Source organism: Methylobacterium sp. WSM2598 (assembly GCF_000379105.1).
In the GTDB taxonomy this organism is placed as follows: Bacteria; Pseudomonadota; Alphaproteobacteria; order Rhizobiales; family Beijerinckiaceae; genus Methylobacterium.
The window spans coordinates 3,407,100-3,425,527 of the sequence record NZ_KB900609.1; the positions used below are offsets into that span (position 1 = coordinate 3,407,100).

The following is an 18,428-nucleotide window of genomic DNA, read 5'->3' on the forward strand; positions in this document are numbered from 1 at the left end:
GGTTCACGCGAATCTCCTTGGGTAGCGCGGGGTCAGACGGGGCTGGCTTTAGCTTGGCAGTTGCCCGGGCGGAAGCCTGGGAGGGAATTTCGCCGCCTCGCGGGCAGCCTGCCGGCGGGCCAGCATCGCCTCCTCAGCAACGGCCGCCCGCGCCTTGGCGAGCAGCTCCTCCGGGTCGGCGGCGAACACGACGATGGCGGACGGCGCGAACGCCCTGCCGGCCACCGCCGGGATCTCCTTCCCCAGCCGGGCGATCCACCGGCGCTCCGGCGGGCAGTCCTCGTCCATGCCGGCGCAGGTGCGGATCGTCGTCATCTCACAGCTCCTCCACGCTCGCGCGGCGGCGGATCGGCCGCCCATCGACTTCCAGGCAGCGATTCCCTCGGCTCGGTGCTCACGGCAGAACCAGCGCCGAGGCTCGTGGAGCTGGTCGGGGCCGGGCGGGCCGTAGCCGAAGGGCGCTGGCGCGCGGCACTCCTCACAGACGGGCTCGCGGATCACCCGGGATGAGGACTTCCCCCCGCAGCGCCTCCTGGGGACGCCGAGCGTCTCGAACAGGATGCCCTCGCGGGGGCCATCAGGCGGCGTCGGCGGGGCTCGTGGCCGGAGCCGTGGGGCCGCCTCGCGGCCTCTGGGGGGCGATCTCGGCCGCGGCATCGGGGGAATAGTCCTGCTTACCGACGTCGGCCGTGTCGCCGCACTCGCCGCGGACGACGCGGTAGGTCTGGTGGCTCGGCGGCCGGGCCCCGCCGATCGCGACGCGCTTCCGGGCGCGGGACATGGCTACGTCCTCCCCGCGGCTGGGCCGCGCGCGAGCATCGCGCCGCGGCTGCGCTCCATGACCTCCGCGACCGTCGCGGAGGATTCGATGGTCCAGTCGCCCAGAGCCGCGGCCATCAGCGGCACGCGGGCGAAGATCCGCCCCTGGGCGTCTCCGAGCAGGAAGTACATCTGCCGGCAGGCCGGCTCCTTTCAGCCGCAGACGGCCAGCTCCAGCGTGTGCGCGTCATAGACCTGTCGGGGGTCGAGCTGGTGATGGGTAGACCCGTCATCGGATCAGCCCTCGGCCGGGTCGGCGGGGGCGTCCCCGACGAGGCTGGCCGCAAGGGCGCCGACGGCCAGCTCTTCGGCGGTCTTAAGCCTGACCACGCGGTCGGTGGTGACGATCGTGTCCGGCTCGTGATCGCGCCAGGACACCCACGCCTGCCGGCCGTAGACGCCCCGGATGATCCCCTCGGCGGGGTGGTCGAGGTGCCGGACCAGATCACCGTCCCGGAGGGCGGGGCGGACGCCGACGATGGCGCTCCGGTTGATGTAGTTGGCCTGCCCGCCGAGCCTGACGGCGATCTGGTTCTGATCCGCCTGGTGCAGCCAGCGGACTTCAGCCTCGATGGTGATAATGTCCCCTTCGACCAGGGTCCAGGTCGTCGCGTTGCTCATAGGTCAGTGCTCCTCTCCACCGGCCAGCTCGGCCTTGGTCGTGTCGAATGCGTCGAGGTAGGCGGTCACCAGTTCCGGGTGCCCGTTCGGGCTCTCGGGCCGGTAGGAGACGGGGACCGCCATGCGGCGCTTGCCCTTGCGCGCCGCGTCCGCGCCCCGCAGGCGGGCGGTTTCGATCGCGGCGGCCTCCGGGGCCGGCTTGGCCTGCCGGGACGACCACCGCGGGGCGGATCGCCAGCGCGAGGTCCGAGAAGCCAAGGCCGAACCGCGCGAGCTTGCGCCCGATCGCCCGGGCGGCGCCCAGCGCCTCGCCGTCCTGGTCCGAGCCCAGGAGAGAGATCAGCTTCGCGATGTCGGCGCGGGCCTCGGGGCACATCAACGCGGCCCCCCGTCGTCCAGCATCCCCTCGCGCCGGGCGAGCCGGAAAAGGTACTGGCGGCGCTTCTCAGCGACGGCCGTGCTCTGACCGGCGAACTCGACCCTCACGTGCGCGAAGAGGATCGCCCTCACGATCCCCCGCAGGCTCTCGCCGCGACGGCGCTGGGAAAGGGCGGCACGGATCCGGTCCCAAAGTTCAGGCGGGGCTTCGGTGGTGGCCGGGTCGAGGACGGGAGCGGCCGCAGGCTCACGAGGAGCCTGCGGCACCCCCTGCCCTGCCGGCGCGCGAGCGAGGGCGGCTTCTGTCTCCGCGAGACGCTCGGCGCCTTCCTGGGCCTTACGGGCATCTATCACGTGGGCGGGGATCGGCACGTCGTCGCGACACAGGCCGGCGGCAATCAGCAGCGAGCCCCGACGACGGCGCGTCTTCTCGGTATTGATGTTCCGCCCAAGGCGTTTGCAGGCGCCGCTGAAGCTCCGGCGCTGCTCGACGCACTCGCACCAGAGCTGCAGCGCCCGGGCCTCGGGCTCCCTGTCGACGTAGAGCGACAGCCACGAGAGCGCGGCCTCGACGAACGATACCTGCTCCGCTGTCACCCGACCGCGGGCGACGGCATCGCAGCTCATCACCGGCCAGAACCCACGGTCGCTGCGTGGGCCGATCCGGCCGCCGATCGCGCGCAGGATTTCGTGCGCGTGCTCCAGCGCGAAATCGACATCGGCACTGTCCCACCCGCGGGTCGGGTGATCCAGCATGTGGACGGCGAGCCATGCCCGGCCGATCGGATCCTCAAGCAGGTGCTGGGGCACGCGGCGGGCCGCCACAAGGGCGGCCCTGGCGTCGAGGGGGAGCGCAAGGCGGGTCACGGCATGCTTCATGACCGCCCCCGGGTCGCGGCCCGCGCCTCAAGGAGCGACAGGTAACCGGGCAGGTCTGAGCCCGCCGGGTTCGGTTCGTAGAGGATGGTGGCGCCGAGCCCCTGCAGGACGGCGCGCGTCTCGTGGAGGATCCGGCGGAAATAGTCGGTGCGATCCTGCAAGCGCCGCCCCTTGAACAGCAGTTCGATGGCCCGGCTACGGTCAACCGGGCGTGGGGAAGCTTTGATCAGGATCACGAGGAGCTTGGCCTGGAGAGGGGAGACACGCGCGGCCTCAGCGCCGACCGAGACGAGGCCGGACCGCGTGTCGACGGTGATGCGCCGGCCGGACGGCATTTTCGCCCGGCGGACGAGGCGGCGGGACGGTCGCGCGGTGCCGGCCCCTGCCGGCCCGGACCGGTCCGGGGCTTCACGTGCGGCGCACGTCAAGGGCATGGCGGCCGGTGCGTTCACCGTGAGCGCCTCCGCAGCACCCGTGCTTCGGTGATCGCGTTCGCAACGATTGTTTCGGCCGCGAACACGACTCGCCCATTGCCGCCGCACTCGTTGCGGCCCCGGCGAAAGCGCTCGAGATCGAGAATCGGCGGTGGTTTGCCCTCACAGTAGGACGAGCACCACGCACCGTTGCCGACGAGACAGGGGTCGTGGAGGGCGGTCCCGCGCTGGCGGGTCCTCTCAGTGTGGGCCTTCACGCCACCCTCCCCTGCACTTCAAGGAAGGTCGGGTCGGCGATCTGCGCCGCGCGCTCGGCCGGCTCCAGGGCCTTGCGCTGGGCCGCCGTCTCGATCTCCTCGGGTCGGATCAGTCCCTCCGGCACGGCCTTCCGGTCGTCCTTGCGGTGCTTCTTCGCCCGGGTCCGCTGCTTGCGTGAGGGTCGGCTCATGTCGCATCCCGCCAGGTGGATCAAGGCCGGCACCGCAGCGCCGGCCGGGTTCGTTACGCCGCCTCGGTCCCATCCACGAGCCGCGGCGCCGCCTTGCGTCCGAGCCCAAGCACTTTGGCGAGCTCGGACCGGGCCGCCGAGTAGGACGCGCAGGTCATCGGGTAGTCGGCCGGCAGGCCCCATTTCGCGCGGTAGGCCTCGGGGGTCAGCCCGCGCGAATTCAGGTGCCGTTTCAGCGACTTGTAGGGCTTGCCGTCCTCCAGGCTGAAGATCGCGTCCGGGGTCACGGTCTTGCGGATCGGCACCGGCGGGACGGGCCTCCCGGCCTCGGGTGCCGGCGCCGGGGCCGTGAGCGCTACCAGCGCCGCGTGGGTGTCGCGGATCAGCCCCGGCAGGTCGGCCGGCCGGATGGGGTTGTGGGCGACGTAGGCGGCGACCGTCTGGGCGGTCAGGGCGACGAGGTCTCGGGTCTTGAGGTCGGGCATCGGGGATCTCCGGGTGGGGCGGCACGGCGGCCGCGGGTGGCCCGCAGGGCGGGATTCGGGATCAGGCGGCCTCGGTGAGCAGCAGGCGGGCGGGGATGCGGCAGCCGGGGCGGCCAGGCGCCGGGCCGACGAGGTGCTCGATCCAGGCTGTCGGGTCGGCTCGAAACTTCTCGACGAACACCCTCAGCACGGCCTCGCCGTAGGCGCCGTAGGGCGAACCGAGGTCGATCATCTCCTCCGGCCTCGGCGGCGCGGGCGGCTTCGGCGAAAGGCCCTGCGCAGTGCGGGCGGAGCGCTGCGCCATCACCCGCTCGGCGACGGCGTTGGCGAGCAGCGGCCACGTTCGGATCGGCGTGCGGCGGCAGGCGACTTCGCGCAGCGCCGGCACGATCTCGGTCTCGAGGTCGAGGCCCTCCCGGACGAGCTGGACGACGGGCCTGGCGTCGGCCTCGACGCGCAGGCCCCAGGTCGCGGGCAGCACCTCGCGGCAGCGGGCGGCGATCCGGTCGAAGCCCGCGGCGGTGTCGCACTCCCGGACCGGCGGCGGCGTGGCGGCGGGCGGCGGGGCGGCCTCCTCGTGATCGGGCTCGGCAGGCGGCGGCTGTCGCCGCGCATCGGCGGGTTCCGGGTAGAGCGCAGCGGGCGCCGCGGCGTTGAGCGTCCGACCCTCGCGCGGGGGGTGTGCGCCATTGGCCGCCGCCTTAAGATCCTTTCCCTTCCCTTCCCTTCCTACGCCGAACGTTCGACGTCCATTCGGCGAATGACCGTCTGGCGGTTCGGGCGTTCGAGGATCCTGCGGCCGATCGATCTTCTGATGATGCCACCCCGTGACGGCTAGAAACTCTTCATCGTCAACGACATAGACGCTGACGAGGTCGTTCGCCGCCAATTCGTCGATCATTCGACGAACGTCCGCAGCCGTGAAATCGTCGGACGGGTAGATCTGCGCCTTGATGCGCTTCGGCGAGAGCGCCATCCGGCCGGCGTCGTCGGCGAAGTTCCAGAGGCCGATGAACAGGAGGCGAGCGTTCGGCGAACACTCCATCACCTGGGCGGAGGTCCAGAACTCCGGCTTGATCGTGCGAATGCGAGCCATCAGGCCGGCCCCCTGGCGTGAGATGCGATGGTGGAGGAGGCGACGTCGACCCACAGGTCGAGCGTGGGCGTCGGCCCCATGCGGTTCTTACCCAGCGCCATCTCGAGCGCGTTGCGCTTCTCGATGAATCGGGCGCCGATCTCGGGATCGGAGGAGGCCTTGAGCTTCTTCTCGAGGTAGTAGGCCTCGCGGTAGAGGAAGAGGACGACGTCGGCATCCTGTTCGAGCTCGCCGGAATCGCGCAGGTCGGCGAGCGACGGGCGGCGATCGGCGCGTCCCTCAGCCTCGACGCCGCGGTTCAGCTGCGTGAGCAGCACCACGCAGATGTCCTCGGCCTTGGCGAGCGTCTTCAGGCCGCCGGAGATCTCGCCGATCTCGAGCACGCGGTTGCTCTTGTAGCGGTCGGTCGTCTTGATGAACTTGAGATAGTCGATGAACACCACGCCGAGCCGCTGGCCGACGCGCTCCAGGCGCTTCTTCTGCGCCTTCACTGAAGCGGCGATCTGAGCGAGCGATATGCCGGGCTCGCACTCGATCCGCAGGTGCAGCCGGTCCAACCGCTTCTGCGCATCGCGCAACCGCCACATGTCCTCGTCGTCGAGGTCGACGGCGTGCATGATCGCGCCGAAGGTCAGCGGCTTGTGCGAGGCGTAGGCGAGATCCGCGAAGTACCGCGCCATCATCTGGTCGCGGGTGACCTCCAGCTGGAACACCAGCACCCCGTCGTTGCGCGCGGCGTAGCGCGACAGCGCGGTCATCGAGACCGTCTTGCCCATGCCCGGACGACCGGCGAGCAGCCAGAGCTGGCCGCGTCCGAAGCCGCCCGCCGTGGCGCGGTCGAGATCGGGGATCCCGGTCGGGATGGCCGGAACCGCCAGCTGGCCGGCCCGCATCGCCTCGATGCGCTCCAGCATCCACGCGGCGCCCTCCCCGGCCGACATGCCGGCGAGGTGGGCCTTCGGCGACGCGGCGCGCGCGTCGAGAAGGTCGCCCTCGATCCCGTCGATGATCTCGTCGGAGGTGACCTCGGCACCGCTGAACCGCGCGCGCTCCTGCAGCCGTTGCGCGGCCCTGACGAGGTCGCGACGCGTGGCGAGCGAGCGGATGATCTGCGCGTAGCCGGGCGCACCCGACACCGTGGTCGCTTCCGCGGCGAGCCGGGCGAGGTACTCGCCCACCGTCAGTCCGCCGAGGTCGGCGTCGCCCAGGTAGGGCTTCAGCGTGATTGGGCTGGCCTGCAGCCCTGCGCCGACCATCGCCGCGATCTGCTGGAAGATCGTGGCGTGCTCCGGCACGAAGAAGTGCTCGGGGGCGACGAGCGCCGTGACGAGCGACAGCGCATCGTTGTTGTTCAAGATGGCGCCGAGCAGGGCCTGCTCGGTCTCCACGCTGTGCGGCAGCGTCTCATCGAGGGCCGGCGCCGCGAAGGGAACGACGCGTCCGCTCATCGGCGCCCCCGCTCGCACTCAAGCTGCCGGCTCAGCGCCACCCAGGCGTCGTAGGCCTCGACGGCGGTGCGCATGTCGCTGAGGCGCCCCGTGCCGCGCGCGATCAGGAGCGCGGACCGGAAGGCCTCGAACGCAACGATCTCGCGTTGGTCGGGTGGGGGACGGAGGTGGACCAGGTCACCCATGATCAGCGAGCCTCCCGGTCGTAGGCGGCCAGGATCCGCTCCTGCTGGCGCGGCTGCAGGCCTTCGAGGAATGCGAGCGCCTGGGCGTGCCGCTCGCGATTGAAGGGATCGCCGAGCGCCCGCGCGGCGGCCGCCGCGTCCGGCACGGCGCCGATCGCGTGCGTCAGCCGGAAGGCGTCCTCGCCGCGGCGGAACACGCCGATGATCGCGGGAGAGAAGACGGGGAGGCTGCGGAAGCTCGCCATGGCGCTACTCCGCGGCCTGCACGGCCGGCGGGTCGAAGAGTCCTGCCTCCGCGCCCCAGGCCTCCCATCCGGCCCGCGTCTCCCGGGAGAACAGGTCTGCCCGCCGCGTCGCGCCGGTCGCCAGCGCCTCGGCCGCTTCGTACGGCTGGTCGGGCTTGCGGCTTTGCTCCCGGGCAGGCGCCACGATGACGGTGCGGACATCGCGCGCCGTGCGGGGCCGCCCGAACTTGCCGATCAGGAAGGGCTCGGAGGCCGAGCGCAGCACGTAGCCGGTGCCAAACGCGAGCTTGCCGCCGGAGGTGGTCTTCACCCACACGCCGGAGGTGGTGAAGGAGAAGCCCCAGGCCGCCATGACGGCGAGAGCTTGCGGCAGCATCGGATGCGTCGCCCAGAGCCACAGAAGCGCGTCCTGCCGGGCGAGGTGCGCCACCGGCAGAGCCTTGATCGCGTCGAGCGACATGCAGCCGTACTGCGCCTGCGCGCTCTTCGCCTCGCCCTTCGCCGACCGCAGGGAGAAGGCCCAAGGCGGATCGACCATGATCAGGTCGAACGACAGGGGCGGCAGAGGGTCGAACGGCCAGCTCATGACCGCCCCCGCGCCCGCCACGCCGGCACCGGCTGCGGCCCGAGCAGATCCGCGCCCATCATGACCGTGCACGGCACGATGACGCCCGCCGCCTCCGCCGCCTGCACCCGCTCGATCGACACGGCGCGCTCGGCCGGCACGCCGGGCGGCGGCTCGGGCGGGGACGGCCACACGAAGCCGATTCCGGCGCGCCCGGCCTTCGCGACGAGCAGGTAGCCCGCGGCCGCCAGGCGCCGCAGGCAGGGCCCCTCCTCGGCCGGGGTGAGCGGGTGGAGGCGGGCGGCGATCATGCGGCCCTCCCCGCCCCGAGCGGACCGAGCTGGAAGCGACCAGCATGCTGCGGCGCGAGCTGGTGCACTGCGCAGGCCCACAGACCCAGCGCGTCAGCCGCGTTGTCGTCCTTCGGCGCCCAGCCCTGTCGCTCCGCCGCGGCGATCATCGCCGCCTTGTCGGCGCGGCCGCTGCCGGCGAAGAACTTCTTCACCGACTGCAGGTGGTGCTCCATCACGCGCACCTGCCGCAGCCGGCAGGCGAACTCGGTGTGCCAGGCGAGGCCGTAGAGCTTGCGCGCCGCCGCGAGCGAGGTGGTGCCGCTCATCACCGGCGCCTCGAAGACGACCACGCCGGGATCCTCCAGCGTGATCATGTCGAGGAGCCAGGTGTTGAAGGCGTCGGCGAAGCGGCCGATGTCCTCGCCCGTCGAGGGAAGGACCTTCGTCCCGTAGGTCGGCTCGGACCCGGGCGCGCCGCAGGCCCAGCCGCAGCGCGTCGCGAGGTCGAGGGCCAGGATCTTGCGCATCGGCCGGCCTCAGTGCACCGGCTCGGCCGTTTTCATCCCCTTAAGCCGCTCGACGTTCTCGGCGGCCTGCTTCGCGCCCGGATCCGCCGAAGCCCGCGGCGGCTCGTCGAACATGTCGGCCTGGGCGTTCAGCCCGAGCTTCTCGCGGTAGTCGTCGAACGCGCGCAGGTAGTCGGCCCGGGCGGCCTCGTCCATCTTCCGCAGAGCGATCATCTGCTTGAAGGCCTTGCGGTGGACGCCGTGCGCCTCCTCCGCATCCTTGATGGCGGCGCCGAGCTCGCCCCGGCACTCGTCCATCTCGCCCTTGATGCCCTCGCACTTGCGCACGAGCGAATCGAGGACCTTCGGATTGATGCCGGTGTCCCCCCGACTCGCCTTGCCCATCTTCTCGGCCACAGCACTGCTCCACGTTGGGCGGCGCCGGGCCGCCGAGGTTAGTCAGGGATCGGTGAGGGCACCGGCGGGCAGGGCCGCGCAGCCGGCCGCCATTTCGGCGGCTTCCGCCCGCGCCCGCGCGCACTGCTGCGCGAGGTGCTCGACGGCCCAGAGCGGAAGGCGCCAGTCCTCGCCGAGCCGCGGGGCGGCCACCGCCAGCACGACGGCGCCGGCCTCGGCTCCGAGCGACACGGTCGCGGTGCCGCCGGCGGTGGTGATCCTCAGGCCGGCGCCGACCGCCTCGACATCGGCGAGCGGGATGGCGGCGAGGTCAGTCACGGCTCATCGCCCCCGCGGGTCGACGCGGTCCGGCCGCCTCTCGCGCTCCCAGAGCCTCGGCCACCACTCCCGCGGGATCGGGATCAGCCGCACCAGCAGCAGAGCGAGCCGCCACAACAACAGGGTGGCGAGGCCCGGTGATCGCCGCGGTGATCTCGATGTCATGCTGGAGCGCCTGAAGCTGACGGTGCCGGGCGGTCTCGTAGGCGGCGGCGAGCGACACGTAGACGTCCGCCCAGATCCGCTTCGGGGCGCGGTAGCGGAGCGACCACACCGAGCCGTAGTTGACGCCCGCAAGCCGCGCGACGCGGCGGAGGGCGTTGTCCGTGTCGCCCGGCCCGCGGCTCTCCCACTGGACCATGCGGTCCAGCCAAGTCCGGGCTTCTGCGACCTGCGCAGTCGACATTGGCCTAACCCGTGAACATGTTTTGCACATCTGCAAATCCGTTCCTGTTCATCTTGGAACAGGTGAGAGGAGCTTGTAGATGGAGGTGGATCGGATACGCAGATACTACGGCGCGACCGGCTTTGCTTGCCGGCTGATGACGGTCGCGCAGGAACAGCAGATCCCGCTGGGAGACATGCAGGCTCGACCAGCGGGGCGCCTCGGCCGCGCTTCGGGCCGGCCGGAGCGGGCGAGCGTGGAAATCGGTCCCAAGAAGCCCCCTCTCCCGGTTGAGAGAGGGGGCAGTCGCTGGGACGACGCCCAAGGAGGGCAGTGCTCCGCCCGGGGAGTTGCATGCCGGGCAGGGCTTCGCAGCGCCGGCCATGCCAGCGCGAAAGGTCGAACCAAGATCGCAGGAGTCGGCGGTGTTGCGCCCGGTCCGGAGCGGATAGGGGCCGGTCGCTGCCGGACCGGGCGCACCGCCGGATGGGCCAGGATTGCTGGACCGGCGATTCATGGTGGCGACGGCAATGCCCGCCACGCCGCGGACGCGCAGGTGCGCATATCCAGCTGGCGTGAGGCTGGCCCCATTGTGAGCGGCGGCAGTCATGGCGCCACCCGGAACAGGATCACGCTCGGCCCGTGCCGCTCGACCGGGACGACCATCTCGGGCCGGACGGCCATGACGAACCAGCCGAGCGCAGCGAACACGACGATGTGGGCGGCGAGGATGGGCGGGAGGTCGGAGGCGCGCATGTCAGGGCACCTCGACGAGGCGCGGGCGGTCGCCGTCGGCGGAGAGCCTCCGCTCGCCGGGCGCGTGGACGGCGGCCATGCCGCGGAGCGGACGGGGACCGGGACGGATGCCGTGCGAGAGCGGCGCGCCGTCGCCGGGGCCGGTCGCGAGCGCGGCGATCAGCTGCGCCTTCTGCTCAGGCGTGAGCACGACCGTGGCGGCGGGGCCTGCCTCGGGGATGGCGAGGACCGGCGTGTTGCCGGCCCAGGAGAGTCGGATGGGTCCGATGTCCTGCACTGGGCGGGTCATGCGGCGTCTCCCTTGCGGGTGGCCTGAGATGACGCGAGCATAGTCAGGTGAGGGGCCGGGTAGCGGCCCGGCCCCTCTCGCAACTGCCCATGCCGAGGGAGGCGATCATGAGCGGCCGCGAAGTGGATTCGGAGATGGCGCGAGGATCGCTCATCGCGATCCGCAGTCTTCTGCAGACACTTCTTTCCAAGATAGGACGCGAGCAGGGCGAGGCGGCCCTGAGGCGCCTCCGCACTGCAACGGACGAGCGAGTAGACGCCGCAATTCATCGGATGTCCTGCGAGGATCGCGACTGGCGGGAGGCCGAGGTCACCAAACAGGTCTCGTCGGACGCCGAGGGGTTCCTCGACGACACGTTCGGGGCGGCGTTCGATTCCTTGCTGTAGCGCCGGGGCCCGAGGTCGCGAACGCGGCCGGTCTCCAGGCAGGTGCCTGGGCGGCCGCCGGCGGCGAGAATGCGGCTGATCTCCGCGGTAATGGCCGACCGGCGAGCGTCGGTGGCGGCCCGAAGCGCATCCTCACGCGCCTCAATGCGCGCGTCGATCCGCCGGTCCAGCCAAGCGAGGAGGGCGCGGCGGATCATGCTGCGGCTCCCGTGCCGCGGCGGAACTCGGGCGGGATGAGCGTGAGGCGGAAGGCGAGTACGGCGAAGAGGGCGTCGCGTCGGTCCTCCGGCGAGATGCGCCACACGCGGAGAAGCTCCGCGAGTCGCTCGCCTGGCGTGTGATAAGACAATGCTTCTGTGACATGGCGCTCAGCTGTCGCTATGTCTGCACGGACGGAGGACATTTCAGTGGGCATATTCTTAAGTTCCTGCCCTCATTGCAGCGCCGATCACGTCTCCTTTAGAGTTGTTTTCGCCGAAGTGCCGCCATTGCGCGCCGGCGCAGTCAATATTCAAGATGTCCGTCGCGTAAGTGCCGGAGCGATATGTCCAGCATGCCATTTTAGTGTAGCTTTTCTTGCGCAATTTGCTAAAGAAATGCCTTACACAGAAGCTAAATCCCTCGTAACAAATTTCCTCGCTTCCCCTCACGCATCTGATACGTACGATCTTTTCGTGATCGCGACTTGGCCCGATCCACCGAAGCCACGCGTCCCGGACCACCTGCCACCCGGCACTGAACGCGCACTCCAGCAGGCCGAGCGCGCGTTCTACCGCAAAGACACCGATGCGGCCGGGATGATGTATCGGCGCGCTCTCGAAACGGCGCTGAAGGCCAAGTTTCCCAACGTCACTGGCACGCTCTACGCGCGGATCAAGGCGCTCGTGGATTCGCACGACCTCCCGCCCGCGATCGGCGAATGGGCGCACGAGGTGAGGATCATCGGCAACGATGCGGCCCATGAGGACGACTCGCTGAGCGAACGGGATATGACCGCGATGCGGGAGTTCACGGATGCCGTGCTGCGCTACGCCGTCACGCTGCCGGCCGAGATCGAACTGCGCCGGTTGAACACCGGGTCGCCGCCCTAAGGTGGCCAGAACTGAGCGATGCGCGCGCATCACGGCCGCGCCTCCGCTGCACCCGGATTCATCTCGGCGCCAGGTGGCACCGCTCGGTCGCGCAACAGGTCCGCAGCCGTGACTGCGCCGTCTGTCCCGGCCACGATCTTCCTAATCGTGGCGCCGCGCGGGTCTCGCTCGCCGCGAAGGATGCGCGTGATGGTGGATGCCGGCACGCCAATCCGCGCCGCGAAATTTGCGGGCTTGAGGTCGTGCGCAGAGAGGTAGGTCGCGAGATCCATGCCTCATCAATTTGCCATATGGCAAGGAAAGTCAAGCGTGATTTGCCAAAAGGCTCTGGAGGCCCGCGCGCGCTCTCCGCACTCTTGCCGTATGGCGCTTCCGGAATTGAAACGGCTGCGTGAGCAGCGGGGCTTGTCGCAGGAGGCGGTGGCGACCGCCGTCGGGCTGTCCGTGTCACAGATCTCGCGTATCGAGAGCGGGAAGCGCGATCCCGGCTTGACCGATTTGGAAAAAATGGCCGCGTTTTTCGGCGTTGCAGTTCAGGATATAGTAAATCCCTCCGCCGCGGCGTCTCCCGTCATCAGGGTGGGTCTGTTGCCTGTTCCAATCATTGGCCGCACTGCGGCCGGGGTGTTCCGCGAAGTTGTCGAGTTCGAGGACGCTGAACCGGAATATGTGTTTGAGCCGGAGGACGAGGACTATCCCAAGGCCCGCCGATTCGCGTTGTTGGTCGAGGGGGACAGCATGAACGCCTCTGATCCACCGATACCGGACGGTTCGCGGGTCGTATGTGTGGACTTCGAGGCGACTGGCCAGCCCTTCACGGACGGCATGATCGTCGTCATTGAGCGGACGCGCGAGGGCGGCCACCTTCGCGAATGGTCAATCAAGGAAGTCGAGCTGCATGATGATGAGGTATGGTTCTGCCCGCGCTCGACGAACCTGCGACATAAGCCGATCAAGATAATGAATGACCCCTCTGACAAGGGCTGGACTTCGCTGGAGGTCATTGGACTTGTTCGCGAAGTCTCGCGAAGCGTACGCATCAAGACTGCGCGCAAGCGGTAAGTTTCTGCACGTACGGCCTTTTCCCCGCTTTCCACCACAACTCACAATCGGCCCGGCGGGGCTGGACAACCAGGGGCAGTCTGAGAACAGAATATGAACATTCGTGTTGAGAGGGTCGACCGGATGTTCGATGAGGTTCCCACGATCCGCGCACGCTTCCTGATGCGCCTGCGCTGTCACAACTGTCACCACGTGACGAAACGAACCATCGAGTCGCCCGACCTCGAGGACGCGCCCGCCTGCGTCGAGGAGCTGCTGCAGAGCGCTTGGCTGCACCGACAGAGCTTCAGCTGCGCGGAGTGCGAGAACCCGGTCGCCACGCTGGTCAGCGTTCAGCAGGTGCCGCTGAACGATGTTGCGGCCGGTCGTGCGGGTGAAACTTGCCATATGGCAAATACTGCTTGACGCCTAATTTGCCGTTTGGCAAGTTGCCTCCATCGCCTCTCCCCGAAGCGATGGAGACCCGCAGTGCTCACCCGCCCCCAACCCGACCTGATCGCGATCCGCCGCCGCGCCCTCACGAGTCGCGAGCACGTCGCCCCCAGCCACCTCGACGAGCCGGCCTACCTGCGCACGCTCCGGGAGCGCCTGACCAAGTGGCCTGAGGAGGAGGAGCCGGCCAACGACCCGCTGCCGGCGGCACGGGAGCGGGACTGGCTCCGGATGGCGCTCCTGGTGCTCGCCGTCGCGATGCTGATCCTGTTGGTGGCGGCGAGCGGCCTGCGGGCCCGTCGGATCGATGGGGGCGTGCTGTGACGCGCCCCCGGTCGTCCCCACAGTCCGAGGCGCTTCAGCGCGCCATTACCGCGGCAGGCGGAGTGGTCCGCCTCGCAGACCGGATCGGGGTCCGGTATCCGGCCATCAGCCAGTGGGATCGCGTGCCGGCGCTCCGGGTGCTGGCGGTCGAGTCGGTCACGGGCATCTCGCGCTGCGAGCTTCGGCCCGACCTCTACCCCGCCGGAGACCAAGCGCCGGCAAGCAAACCGCCGCCGCGCACCTACGTGGCCGAGTTCGTGGACGCGGATGGTCAGCGCTGGTTGAGCGAGACGGCCGTGGACAACGGCTTCCCTGCAATCGCCGAACGACTGGCCGCCGACGAGTTGCAGGGCTTCGTCCTCCAGGCAGTCTACGAACTCGACCTGACCGACCCGCTCACGCCGGCCGCCCGCAACATGACCGCGGCCGTGCTCGGCCGGGTGGTCGACATGATCGACCAGGACGACGAGCGCGACGAGCTGCCGGCCAGCCTACAGGAGGCGGCGCGGCGGCATGGCGTGAAGGCCTGCGCCGAGAAGGCGCCGCGGGACTGCCGTGGTCTCGATTTCCTGGCTGAGAGCCGGGAGCAGTTCATCCTGCAGGTGCGGGGTGCCCTGTGATGGTCGCCTCCGTCATCCGCCTCGACACGCGCCGTCCCGTCGACCCGGCCGCCCTCCCCGCTTTCGCGGGATTCCAGCAGCAGCTGCGCGCCGCGGCCGCCGCCGAGCAGGCGTGTGCGCTCGTGGTGATCGCTGACGACCTCGCCCGCCTCGAGGCACTCGCCGCCCAGGCGGACCCGAAGCTTGCCGAGCAGCTGCTCGACGTCCTGTCGCACGCAGCGGGCGTGATCGTCCCCGAACTCGACGCTGCGGCGTCGCACCTCCGGAGGGCCCGCTCGTGACGCTCACCGCCTCCCAGGCCGTCACGGCGGCCGCTCTCTACATGCTCGAGGCGCCGACGCCGCTCTGGCCGCGCTCGGCGAACAGCCGGTGCATCGCCGACGCCAATGGGCGTCCCCGGATTCAGATCCTCTGGAGCGGCCCGGGACGTGAGGCCGAGGACCACGCCCTGGCGCTGGTCATCTGCCGGATCCTCAACGAGGCCGCGGGCGCGGACATGACCGCGCTCGAGCACGCGGAGGCTGCGCGCGCCGAGACCGCGCACTTCCTGCGGCGCGTGGGCGCCCGGGCGGCGGAGTGACGGCGGTGAAGGTCGAGCGGATCCCCTTCACCACCCGCGAGGCGTGGCTCGCCGCGCGCCGGCAGGACGTAACGGCTTCGGCCGCTGCCGCGCTGCTCGGGTGTCACCCGTTCACATCCGCCTATGCGCTCTGGGCCGAGAAGACGGGCCGCATCAGCGACGAAGCCGCGGACTCGGGCCCGCTGCGGCGCGGACGCTTGCTCGAGCCGGTCGCGGTTCAACTTCTCGCTGACGAGCGCCCGGGTTGGTGCATCCACTCGAACCGGGACTATTTCCGCGACCGGATCGCCCGGCTGGGCGCGACGCCGGACACGATCGTGAGGTGCCCGGAGCGCGGGCTCGGCACGGTCCAGATCAAGAGCGTCGAGCGGTCCGTCTTCGCCGCGAAGTGGCGGGACGCGGACACCCGCGAGGTCGAAGTCCCGCTCGCCTACGCGATCCAGGCCATCACCGAGGCGCATCTGCTCGGCGCATCGTGGGCAGCGGTCGCGGCGCTGGTGGTGAGCCATGACATCGAACTCGCGATCCTCGACGTGCCGGTCCATCCCGGCGTCGTCGCACGCGTCCGCGAGGCCGTCGCCGAGTTCTGGGCGATGGTCGAGAGCGGCGACCGGCCCGATCCTGACTGGCGCCGCGACGCCGCGCTCGCGGCGAGCCTGCACGGCGGCGACGGCTCCGCGCTCGACCTCTCGGGTGACAACGCTCTGCCGGCGCTCCTCGACGAGCGGACCGAGCTGAAGGCGCGCATCAAGGCCGACGAGGCCCGGGTCGCCGAGATCGATACCGAGATCCGCAGCAAGGTCGGCCTCGCCGCGCTCGCCATGCTGCCCGGCTGGAAGATCAGCCTGCGCGCCGTCGAGACCAAGGCCTACCAGGTCGCGGCGCGTGTCACCCGCCCCATCCGCATCACCCGGCTTCAGCAGAAGGATGCCGCCGCATGAGCACGGCCATCGCCGAGCGCCAGGAGCGCGCCGCCCACCCGATCGTCGTCTTCAACGAGCAGCTCGACGCCCGAATGGCGCAATTTCGCGCCGCGCTGCCCGCGCACATCCCGCCGGAGCGCTTCAAGCGCGTCGTCCTCACGGCGGTGCAGACGAACCCGGAACTCCTGGAATGCGACCGGCAGTCCGTCTTCAACGCCGCGGTGCGGGCGGCCCAGGACGGCCTCCTGCCGGACGGTCGGGAAGGCGCGATGGTGGTCCGCATGGACTACCGAAAGGGCAAGGTCGCGAACTGGCAGGTGATGATCGCGGGCCTGCGAAAGAAGGTTCGCAATTCCGGAGAGATCGCCACCTGGGACGCCCAGGTCGTCTACGAGAATGACCACTTCGAGTTCGAGCTCGGCGACGACCCATTCATCAAGCACAGGCCCGCCCTGACGAATCCCGGCAAGCCGATCGCCGCCTACAGCGTCGCGACGCTGAAGAGCGGCGAGAAAAGCCGCGAGGTGATGTCGATCGACGACGTGTACCGGATCCGCGATCGTTCGGACGGCTGGAAGGCTTTCAAGGCCAACAAGATTAAATCGACGCCGTGGGCGAGCGATGAAGGCGAGATGATCCGTAAGACGGTCGCGCGGCGTCACTCGAAGGTGCTTCCGATGAGCACCGATCTTGATGATCTGATCCGCCGCGATGACGAGCTCTACGATTTCAAGGGCGCCCAGGACGCGGAGCAGCAGGAGCAGAAGCGCCCTCGCCTCGCTGCGATGCTGGACCAAATTGCTCAGCGCCCAGCCTATGCCGAGCAGCCCGGCGAGTCCGGCGAGGCGATCGCCGCCGAGCCCGAGGCGGACGCACAGGGCTCCGACAATGACGAGGCCGGCGATCAGCCGGGCGCTGCGCAGCCCGATCCCGCCGACGACTTCCCGGGCAACGACGCGATCGCCGCAGGCCGCCGGTCGGCGAGGCGGGAGGGCTGAGCGATGCACTCCAACATCCCTCTCCGCTCGCTCGGCGAGCGCATCAGCCACCGCCGTCGCCGCATCAGCGTCACTCAGGCCGAGCTCGCCGCCGCCGTCTGCCTCGGCCCCAAGGCGATCTCTGCTATCGAGCGCGGCGGCCGCGCGCCTGGCCCCCCTGCTCCCGCGCCTCGCCGAAGCGCTCGGGCTTCACCCGCGGGACCTGACCGCCGCCGACGCCGTGATCGCGCCGGCCGGCGAGGAGCACGATCTCCTCATCGCCTACCGCGCGCTGCCGGACGAGGGCCGGGCCTACGTCCGTGGCCTCGTGGTCGAAGCTGCCGCCGGGAGGATCGCCCGATGATCCGGCTCACCGACGCGCTCGCGGATTTCGACCTCGGCGCTCTCGGGCGCGACCTGCAGACGGCCTCGCTCCACCAAGACCGCTGCCGGCGCCACGCCGAGCGGATCGCGATCCCGGCGGACTGCCCGGAGACCCGGCGAGCTGCGGCGAACATCGACGTCACCGTTGCGGCTTTGAGCTCGGCGGAGCGGCTCGTCGCACTGCTCGGACGGTTCCTGGCGGATGAAGGGTCAGGCCGACCGCAAGCGGTGAAGGCGGCCCGGGCGACGCCACTCGCCATGCGCCGGCCCGGCTCGATGCTGGGGCCGATGGTCGTTATGCAGAGCGCGGAGGGGCGGTGATGGTCGGGACCATCCTCGTCGCCGTGATCGGCTACGGTCTTGCCGCAGTCTGCCTGTGCCTGGGCGCGTCCTTTTTCCTGGAGGCCACGAAGGACACAAGACCGCGCGGCGAGCGGATCGGCGCGCTCGTTTGCACCTTCCCCGCGCTGGTCGCGGCGCTCGTCTTCGCGGGCACCACCCGGTGGCTGCTCGGGGTGCGCTGTGAGCGCCGCCAGCATCTACCACGACCGCACCGGCGAGGACCCCGCGCAGGGCAGCGCCATCCAGGTCAGCACATACGGCGGCGAGGTTACCCTCGAACTCGGCGTGATGCGCAACTTCGGGTCGATGTCGGCAGACGCCTGGGCGGCGCTCAGCCCCGCCGAGGCGCGCGAGCTGGCGGACAACCTGCGGCGGGCGGCGAGTTGGGCAGAGGCGTGCGCGCCTTCGGAGGACTCGGTATGAGCCTCCGCGTCACCGTCCCGTTCGACCCATACCTGATCGGCAACGGCCGCTGGTGCTCCTGCTGCTTCCCAGGCGGGCCCCCGGTCGTCTTCATCCGCCGCCGCTCGCGCCGCGGCTGCAACGAGTGCGCGGGCCAGGGCCGCATCGTCCTCACCGCCGAAGAGATCGTTGCACGCACCATCGCTGCGGCGCGGGCTCACCGAGAGAGGGCACCACGATGAGCGAAGAGACCCTGTTGTCGGCCGCTCGCCGCGCCGTCCGCTTCTTCAACATCGACGAGTCGAAGGGCGGCCTGATGACCGTCGAGACCGTTGCCG

At 70.2% G+C, this 18,428-nt stretch carries 35 protein-coding genes and 1 pseudogene; 13 read left to right on the plus strand and 23 right to left on the minus strand.

Annotated features, from left to right (window positions below):
* Positions 1-48: 48 nt before the first annotated feature.
* The 22 genes from MET2598_RS0116190 to MET2598_RS42175 form a co-directional block, all read right to left on the minus strand.
* Entirely contained in the window at positions 49-315 is a 267-nt protein-coding gene (locus MET2598_RS0116190; protein ID WP_018261548.1) for a hypothetical protein, read from the minus strand.
* Positions 316-577: 262 nt separating this feature from the next.
* The gene (locus tag MET2598_RS0116195) at positions 578-781 is read right to left on the minus strand and encodes a hypothetical protein (RefSeq protein ID WP_018261549.1); all 204 of its coding nucleotides are present in this window, start codon (positions 779-781) and stop codon (positions 578-580) included.
* A 2-nt stretch (positions 782-783) separates the two neighbouring features.
* Positions 784-951, minus strand: a complete 168-nt coding sequence (locus MET2598_RS42165; RefSeq protein ID WP_012333854.1) for a hypothetical protein — start codon at positions 949-951, stop codon at positions 784-786.
* A gap of 105 nt (positions 952-1,056) precedes the next feature.
* Positions 1,057-1,440, minus strand: coding sequence for a hypothetical protein (locus MET2598_RS0116205; RefSeq protein WP_018261550.1), 384 nt, complete (start codon positions 1,438-1,440; stop codon positions 1,057-1,059).
* A gap of 3 nt (positions 1,441-1,443) precedes the next feature.
* A complete protein-coding gene (locus MET2598_RS0116210) occupies positions 1,444-1,698 on the minus strand; it encodes a hypothetical protein (RefSeq protein WP_018261551.1) in 255 nt (84 codons plus the stop codon).
* 117 nt (positions 1,699-1,815) lie between these two features.
* Positions 1,816-2,697, minus strand: a complete 882-nt coding sequence (locus MET2598_RS0116215; protein ID WP_236728731.1) for a hypothetical protein — start codon at positions 2,695-2,697, stop codon at positions 1,816-1,818.
* Entirely contained in the window at positions 2,694-3,149 is a 456-nt protein-coding gene (locus tag MET2598_RS36645; protein WP_012333850.1) for a hypothetical protein, read from the minus strand. Before MET2598_RS36645 ends, MET2598_RS0116215 begins: the two co-directional genes overlap by 4 nt.
* A 235-nt stretch (positions 3,150-3,384) precedes the next feature.
* Positions 3,385-3,579: a hypothetical protein gene (locus MET2598_RS0116225; RefSeq protein ID WP_018261554.1), complete on the minus strand. Its 195-nt coding sequence runs from the start codon at positions 3,577-3,579 to the stop codon at positions 3,385-3,387.
* A gap of 53 nt (positions 3,580-3,632) precedes the next feature.
* Positions 3,633-4,064 (minus strand): MucR family transcriptional regulator, encoded by a 432-nt coding sequence (locus MET2598_RS0116230; RefSeq protein WP_012333847.1) that lies wholly within the window; start codon positions 4,062-4,064, stop codon positions 3,633-3,635.
* 61 nt (positions 4,065-4,125) lie between these two features.
* Complete coding sequence (locus MET2598_RS0116235; protein WP_018261555.1) at positions 4,126-5,160, minus strand: hypothetical protein; 1,035 nt, start codon at positions 5,158-5,160, stop codon at positions 4,126-4,128.
* Positions 5,160-6,608: a replicative DNA helicase gene (locus MET2598_RS0116240; protein ID WP_018261556.1), complete on the minus strand. Its 1,449-nt coding sequence runs from the start codon at positions 6,606-6,608 to the stop codon at positions 5,160-5,162. Before MET2598_RS0116240 ends, MET2598_RS0116235 begins: the two co-directional genes overlap by 1 nt.
* Entirely contained in the window at positions 6,605-6,793 is a 189-nt protein-coding gene (locus tag MET2598_RS0116245) for a hypothetical protein (RefSeq protein ID WP_012333844.1), read from the minus strand. The genes MET2598_RS0116240 and MET2598_RS0116245 overlap by 4 nt, the downstream gene beginning before the upstream one ends.
* 2 nt (positions 6,794-6,795) lie before the next feature.
* On the minus strand, positions 6,796-7,038 hold the full coding sequence (locus tag MET2598_RS0116250) for a hypothetical protein (RefSeq protein WP_012333843.1): 243 nt from the start codon (positions 7,036-7,038) through the stop codon (positions 6,796-6,798).
* A 4-nt stretch (positions 7,039-7,042) separates the two neighbouring features.
* The gene (locus tag MET2598_RS0116255) at positions 7,043-7,624 is read right to left on the minus strand and encodes an MT-A70 family methyltransferase (RefSeq protein WP_026190762.1); all 582 of its coding nucleotides are present in this window, start codon (positions 7,622-7,624) and stop codon (positions 7,043-7,045) included.
* Positions 7,621-7,914: a hypothetical protein gene (locus tag MET2598_RS0116260; protein ID WP_012333841.1), complete on the minus strand. Its 294-nt coding sequence runs from the start codon at positions 7,912-7,914 to the stop codon at positions 7,621-7,623. Before MET2598_RS0116260 ends, MET2598_RS0116255 begins: the two co-directional genes overlap by 4 nt.
* Positions 7,911-8,423 carry a hypothetical protein gene (locus MET2598_RS0116265; RefSeq protein WP_012333840.1) on the minus strand — a complete coding sequence of 171 codons (513 nt, stop codon included), beginning with the start codon at positions 8,421-8,423 and terminating at the stop codon, positions 7,911-7,913. Before MET2598_RS0116265 ends, MET2598_RS0116260 begins: the two co-directional genes overlap by 4 nt.
* A 9-nt stretch (positions 8,424-8,432) precedes the next feature.
* Entirely contained in the window at positions 8,433-8,819 is a 387-nt protein-coding gene (locus MET2598_RS0116270) for a hypothetical protein (protein WP_012333839.1), read from the minus strand.
* A gap of 42 nt (positions 8,820-8,861) precedes the next feature.
* Complete coding sequence (locus MET2598_RS0116275) at positions 8,862-9,137, minus strand: hypothetical protein (protein WP_018261558.1); 276 nt, start codon at positions 9,135-9,137, stop codon at positions 8,862-8,864.
* Entirely contained in the window at positions 9,130-9,543 is a 414-nt protein-coding gene (locus tag MET2598_RS0116280; RefSeq protein WP_018261559.1) for a hypothetical protein, read from the minus strand. Before MET2598_RS0116280 ends, MET2598_RS0116275 begins: the two co-directional genes overlap by 8 nt.
* Positions 9,544-10,128: 585 nt before the next feature.
* Positions 10,129-10,278 carry a hypothetical protein gene (locus MET2598_RS42170; RefSeq protein WP_012333836.1) on the minus strand — a complete coding sequence of 50 codons (150 nt, stop codon included), beginning with the start codon at positions 10,276-10,278 and terminating at the stop codon, positions 10,129-10,131.
* Position 10,279: 1 nt separating this feature from the next.
* Positions 10,280-10,567, minus strand: a complete 288-nt coding sequence (locus MET2598_RS0116290; protein WP_012333835.1) for a hypothetical protein — start codon at positions 10,565-10,567, stop codon at positions 10,280-10,282.
* Between the two features lie 265 nt (positions 10,568-10,832).
* Positions 10,833-11,150: a hypothetical protein gene (locus MET2598_RS42175; protein ID WP_198293020.1), complete on the minus strand. Its 318-nt coding sequence runs from the start codon at positions 11,148-11,150 to the stop codon at positions 10,833-10,835.
* 477 nt (positions 11,151-11,627) lie between these two features.
* On the opposite strand from MET2598_RS42175, the gene MET2598_RS41140 reads away from it, so the two are divergent.
* Positions 11,628-12,044 (plus strand): DUF4145 domain-containing protein, encoded by a 417-nt coding sequence (locus MET2598_RS41140; RefSeq protein WP_157182172.1) that lies wholly within the window; start codon positions 11,628-11,630, stop codon positions 12,042-12,044.
* Between the two features lie 29 nt (positions 12,045-12,073).
* Here the strand turns inward: MET2598_RS41140 and MET2598_RS36650 are convergent, their stop codons facing one another.
* The gene (locus MET2598_RS36650; protein ID WP_018261562.1) at positions 12,074-12,316 is read right to left on the minus strand and encodes a helix-turn-helix domain-containing protein; all 243 of its coding nucleotides are present in this window, start codon (positions 12,314-12,316) and stop codon (positions 12,074-12,076) included.
* A 91-nt stretch (positions 12,317-12,407) separates the two neighbouring features.
* Here MET2598_RS36650 and MET2598_RS0116315 point away from each other — a divergent pair, with 91 nt between their 5' ends.
* From MET2598_RS0116315 to MET2598_RS0116375, 12 genes and pseudogenes are all read left to right on the plus strand, one after another.
* Positions 12,408-13,106, plus strand: a complete 699-nt coding sequence (locus tag MET2598_RS0116315; protein WP_018261563.1) for a helix-turn-helix domain-containing protein — start codon at positions 12,408-12,410, stop codon at positions 13,104-13,106.
* 93 nt (positions 13,107-13,199) lie between these two features.
* Positions 13,200-13,511: a hypothetical protein gene (locus MET2598_RS0116320; RefSeq protein WP_018261564.1), complete on the plus strand. Its 312-nt coding sequence runs from the start codon at positions 13,200-13,202 to the stop codon at positions 13,509-13,511.
* 63 nt (positions 13,512-13,574) lie between these two features.
* On the plus strand, positions 13,575-13,862 hold the full coding sequence (locus MET2598_RS0116325) for a hypothetical protein (RefSeq protein WP_018261565.1): 288 nt from the start codon (positions 13,575-13,577) through the stop codon (positions 13,860-13,862).
* Positions 13,859-14,482, plus strand: a complete 624-nt coding sequence (locus MET2598_RS0116335) for a transcriptional regulator (protein WP_269083007.1) — start codon at positions 13,859-13,861, stop codon at positions 14,480-14,482. Before MET2598_RS0116325 ends, MET2598_RS0116335 begins: the two co-directional genes overlap by 4 nt.
* The gene (locus MET2598_RS0116340) at positions 14,482-14,763 is read left to right on the plus strand and encodes a hypothetical protein (protein WP_018261567.1); all 282 of its coding nucleotides are present in this window, start codon (positions 14,482-14,484) and stop codon (positions 14,761-14,763) included. Before MET2598_RS0116335 ends, MET2598_RS0116340 begins: the two co-directional genes overlap by 1 nt.
* Entirely contained in the window at positions 14,760-15,062 is a 303-nt protein-coding gene (locus MET2598_RS0116345) for a hypothetical protein (protein WP_018261568.1), read from the plus strand. Before MET2598_RS0116340 ends, MET2598_RS0116345 begins: the two co-directional genes overlap by 4 nt.
* A 5-nt stretch (positions 15,063-15,067) precedes the next feature.
* On the plus strand, positions 15,068-16,003 hold the full coding sequence (locus MET2598_RS0116350) for a YqaJ viral recombinase family nuclease (RefSeq protein ID WP_018261569.1): 936 nt from the start codon (positions 15,068-15,070) through the stop codon (positions 16,001-16,003).
* The gene (locus tag MET2598_RS0116355; protein ID WP_018261570.1) at positions 16,000-16,983 is read left to right on the plus strand and encodes a recombinase RecT; all 984 of its coding nucleotides are present in this window, start codon (positions 16,000-16,002) and stop codon (positions 16,981-16,983) included. The genes MET2598_RS0116350 and MET2598_RS0116355 overlap by 4 nt, the downstream gene beginning before the upstream one ends.
* A gap of 3 nt (positions 16,984-16,986) precedes the next feature.
* Positions 16,987-17,094: pseudogene (locus tag MET2598_RS42835) on the plus strand (hypothetical protein); the annotation flags it as partial.
* A 109-nt stretch (positions 17,095-17,203) separates the two neighbouring features.
* Entirely contained in the window at positions 17,204-17,326 is a 123-nt protein-coding gene (locus MET2598_RS43400; protein ID WP_018261572.1) for a hypothetical protein, read from the plus strand.
* Positions 17,323-17,667, plus strand: coding sequence for a hypothetical protein (locus MET2598_RS0116370; protein ID WP_018261573.1), 345 nt, complete (start codon positions 17,323-17,325; stop codon positions 17,665-17,667). The genes MET2598_RS43400 and MET2598_RS0116370 overlap by 4 nt, the downstream gene beginning before the upstream one ends.
* A gap of 201 nt (positions 17,668-17,868) precedes the next feature.
* Positions 17,869-18,111 carry a hypothetical protein gene (locus MET2598_RS0116375; RefSeq protein WP_012333822.1) on the plus strand — a complete coding sequence of 81 codons (243 nt, stop codon included), beginning with the start codon at positions 17,869-17,871 and terminating at the stop codon, positions 18,109-18,111.
* Positions 18,112-18,428 lie beyond the last annotated feature (317 nt).

Bases quoted from the DNA above. Each gene is read 5' to 3' on its own strand.
- MET2598_RS0116190 (WP_018261548.1), bottom strand. From the start codon at position 315: ATGACGACGATCCGCACCTGCGCCGGCATGGACGAGGACTGCCCGCCG.
- MET2598_RS0116195 (WP_018261549.1), bottom strand. From the start codon at position 781: ATGTCCCGCGCCCGGAAGCGCGTCGCGATCGGCGGGGCCCGGCCGCCG.
- MET2598_RS42165 (WP_012333854.1), bottom strand. From the start codon at position 951: ATGTACTTCCTGCTCGGAGACGCCCAGGGGCGGATCTTCGCCCGCGTG.
- MET2598_RS0116205 (WP_018261550.1), bottom strand. From the start codon at position 1,440: ATGAGCAACGCGACGACCTGGACCCTGGTCGAAGGGGACATTATCACC.
- MET2598_RS0116215 (WP_236728731.1), bottom strand. From the start codon at position 2,697: ATGAAGCATGCCGTGACCCGCCTTGCGCTCCCCCTCGACGCCAGGGCC.
- MET2598_RS0116225 (WP_018261554.1), bottom strand. From the start codon at position 3,579: ATGAGCCGACCCTCACGCAAGCAGCGGACCCGGGCGAAGAAGCACCGC.
- MET2598_RS0116230 (WP_012333847.1), bottom strand. From the start codon at position 4,064: ATGCCCGACCTCAAGACCCGAGACCTCGTCGCCCTGACCGCCCAGACG.
- MET2598_RS0116235 (WP_018261555.1), bottom strand. From the start codon at position 5,160: ATGGCTCGCATTCGCACGATCAAGCCGGAGTTCTGGACCTCCGCCCAG.
- MET2598_RS0116240 (WP_018261556.1), bottom strand. From the start codon at position 6,608: ATGAGCGGACGCGTCGTTCCCTTCGCGGCGCCGGCCCTCGATGAGACG.
- MET2598_RS0116245 (WP_012333844.1), bottom strand. From the start codon at position 6,793: ATGGGTGACCTGGTCCACCTCCGTCCCCCACCCGACCAACGCGAGATC.
- MET2598_RS0116250 (WP_012333843.1), bottom strand. From the start codon at position 7,038: ATGGCGAGCTTCCGCAGCCTCCCCGTCTTCTCTCCCGCGATCATCGGC.
- MET2598_RS0116255 (WP_026190762.1), bottom strand. From the start codon at position 7,624: ATGAGCTGGCCGTTCGACCCTCTGCCGCCCCTGTCGTTCGACCTGATC.
- MET2598_RS0116260 (WP_012333841.1), bottom strand. From the start codon at position 7,914: ATGATCGCCGCCCGCCTCCACCCGCTCACCCCGGCCGAGGAGGGGCCC.
- MET2598_RS0116265 (WP_012333840.1), bottom strand. From the start codon at position 8,423: ATGCGCAAGATCCTGGCCCTCGACCTCGCGACGCGCTGCGGCTGGGCC.
- MET2598_RS0116280 (WP_018261559.1), bottom strand. From the start codon at position 9,543: ATGTCGACTGCGCAGGTCGCAGAAGCCCGGACTTGGCTGGACCGCATG.
- MET2598_RS42170 (WP_012333836.1), bottom strand. From the start codon at position 10,278: ATGCGCGCCTCCGACCTCCCGCCCATCCTCGCCGCCCACATCGTCGTG.
- MET2598_RS0116290 (WP_012333835.1), bottom strand. From the start codon at position 10,567: ATGACCCGCCCAGTGCAGGACATCGGACCCATCCGACTCTCCTGGGCC.
- MET2598_RS42175 (WP_198293020.1), bottom strand. From the start codon at position 11,150: ATGATCCGCCGCGCCCTCCTCGCTTGGCTGGACCGGCGGATCGACGCG.
- MET2598_RS36650 (WP_018261562.1), bottom strand. From the start codon at position 12,316: ATGGATCTCGCGACCTACCTCTCTGCGCACGACCTCAAGCCCGCAAAT.
- MET2598_RS0116315 (WP_018261563.1), top strand. From the start codon at position 12,408: ATGGCGCTTCCGGAATTGAAACGGCTGCGTGAGCAGCGGGGCTTGTCG.
- MET2598_RS0116320 (WP_018261564.1), top strand. From the start codon at position 13,200: ATGAACATTCGTGTTGAGAGGGTCGACCGGATGTTCGATGAGGTTCCC.
- MET2598_RS0116340 (WP_018261567.1), top strand. From the start codon at position 14,482: ATGGTCGCCTCCGTCATCCGCCTCGACACGCGCCGTCCCGTCGACCCG.
- MET2598_RS0116355 (WP_018261570.1), top strand. From the start codon at position 16,000: ATGAGCACGGCCATCGCCGAGCGCCAGGAGCGCGCCGCCCACCCGATC.
- MET2598_RS0116370 (WP_018261573.1), top strand. From the start codon at position 17,323: ATGATCCGGCTCACCGACGCGCTCGCGGATTTCGACCTCGGCGCTCTC.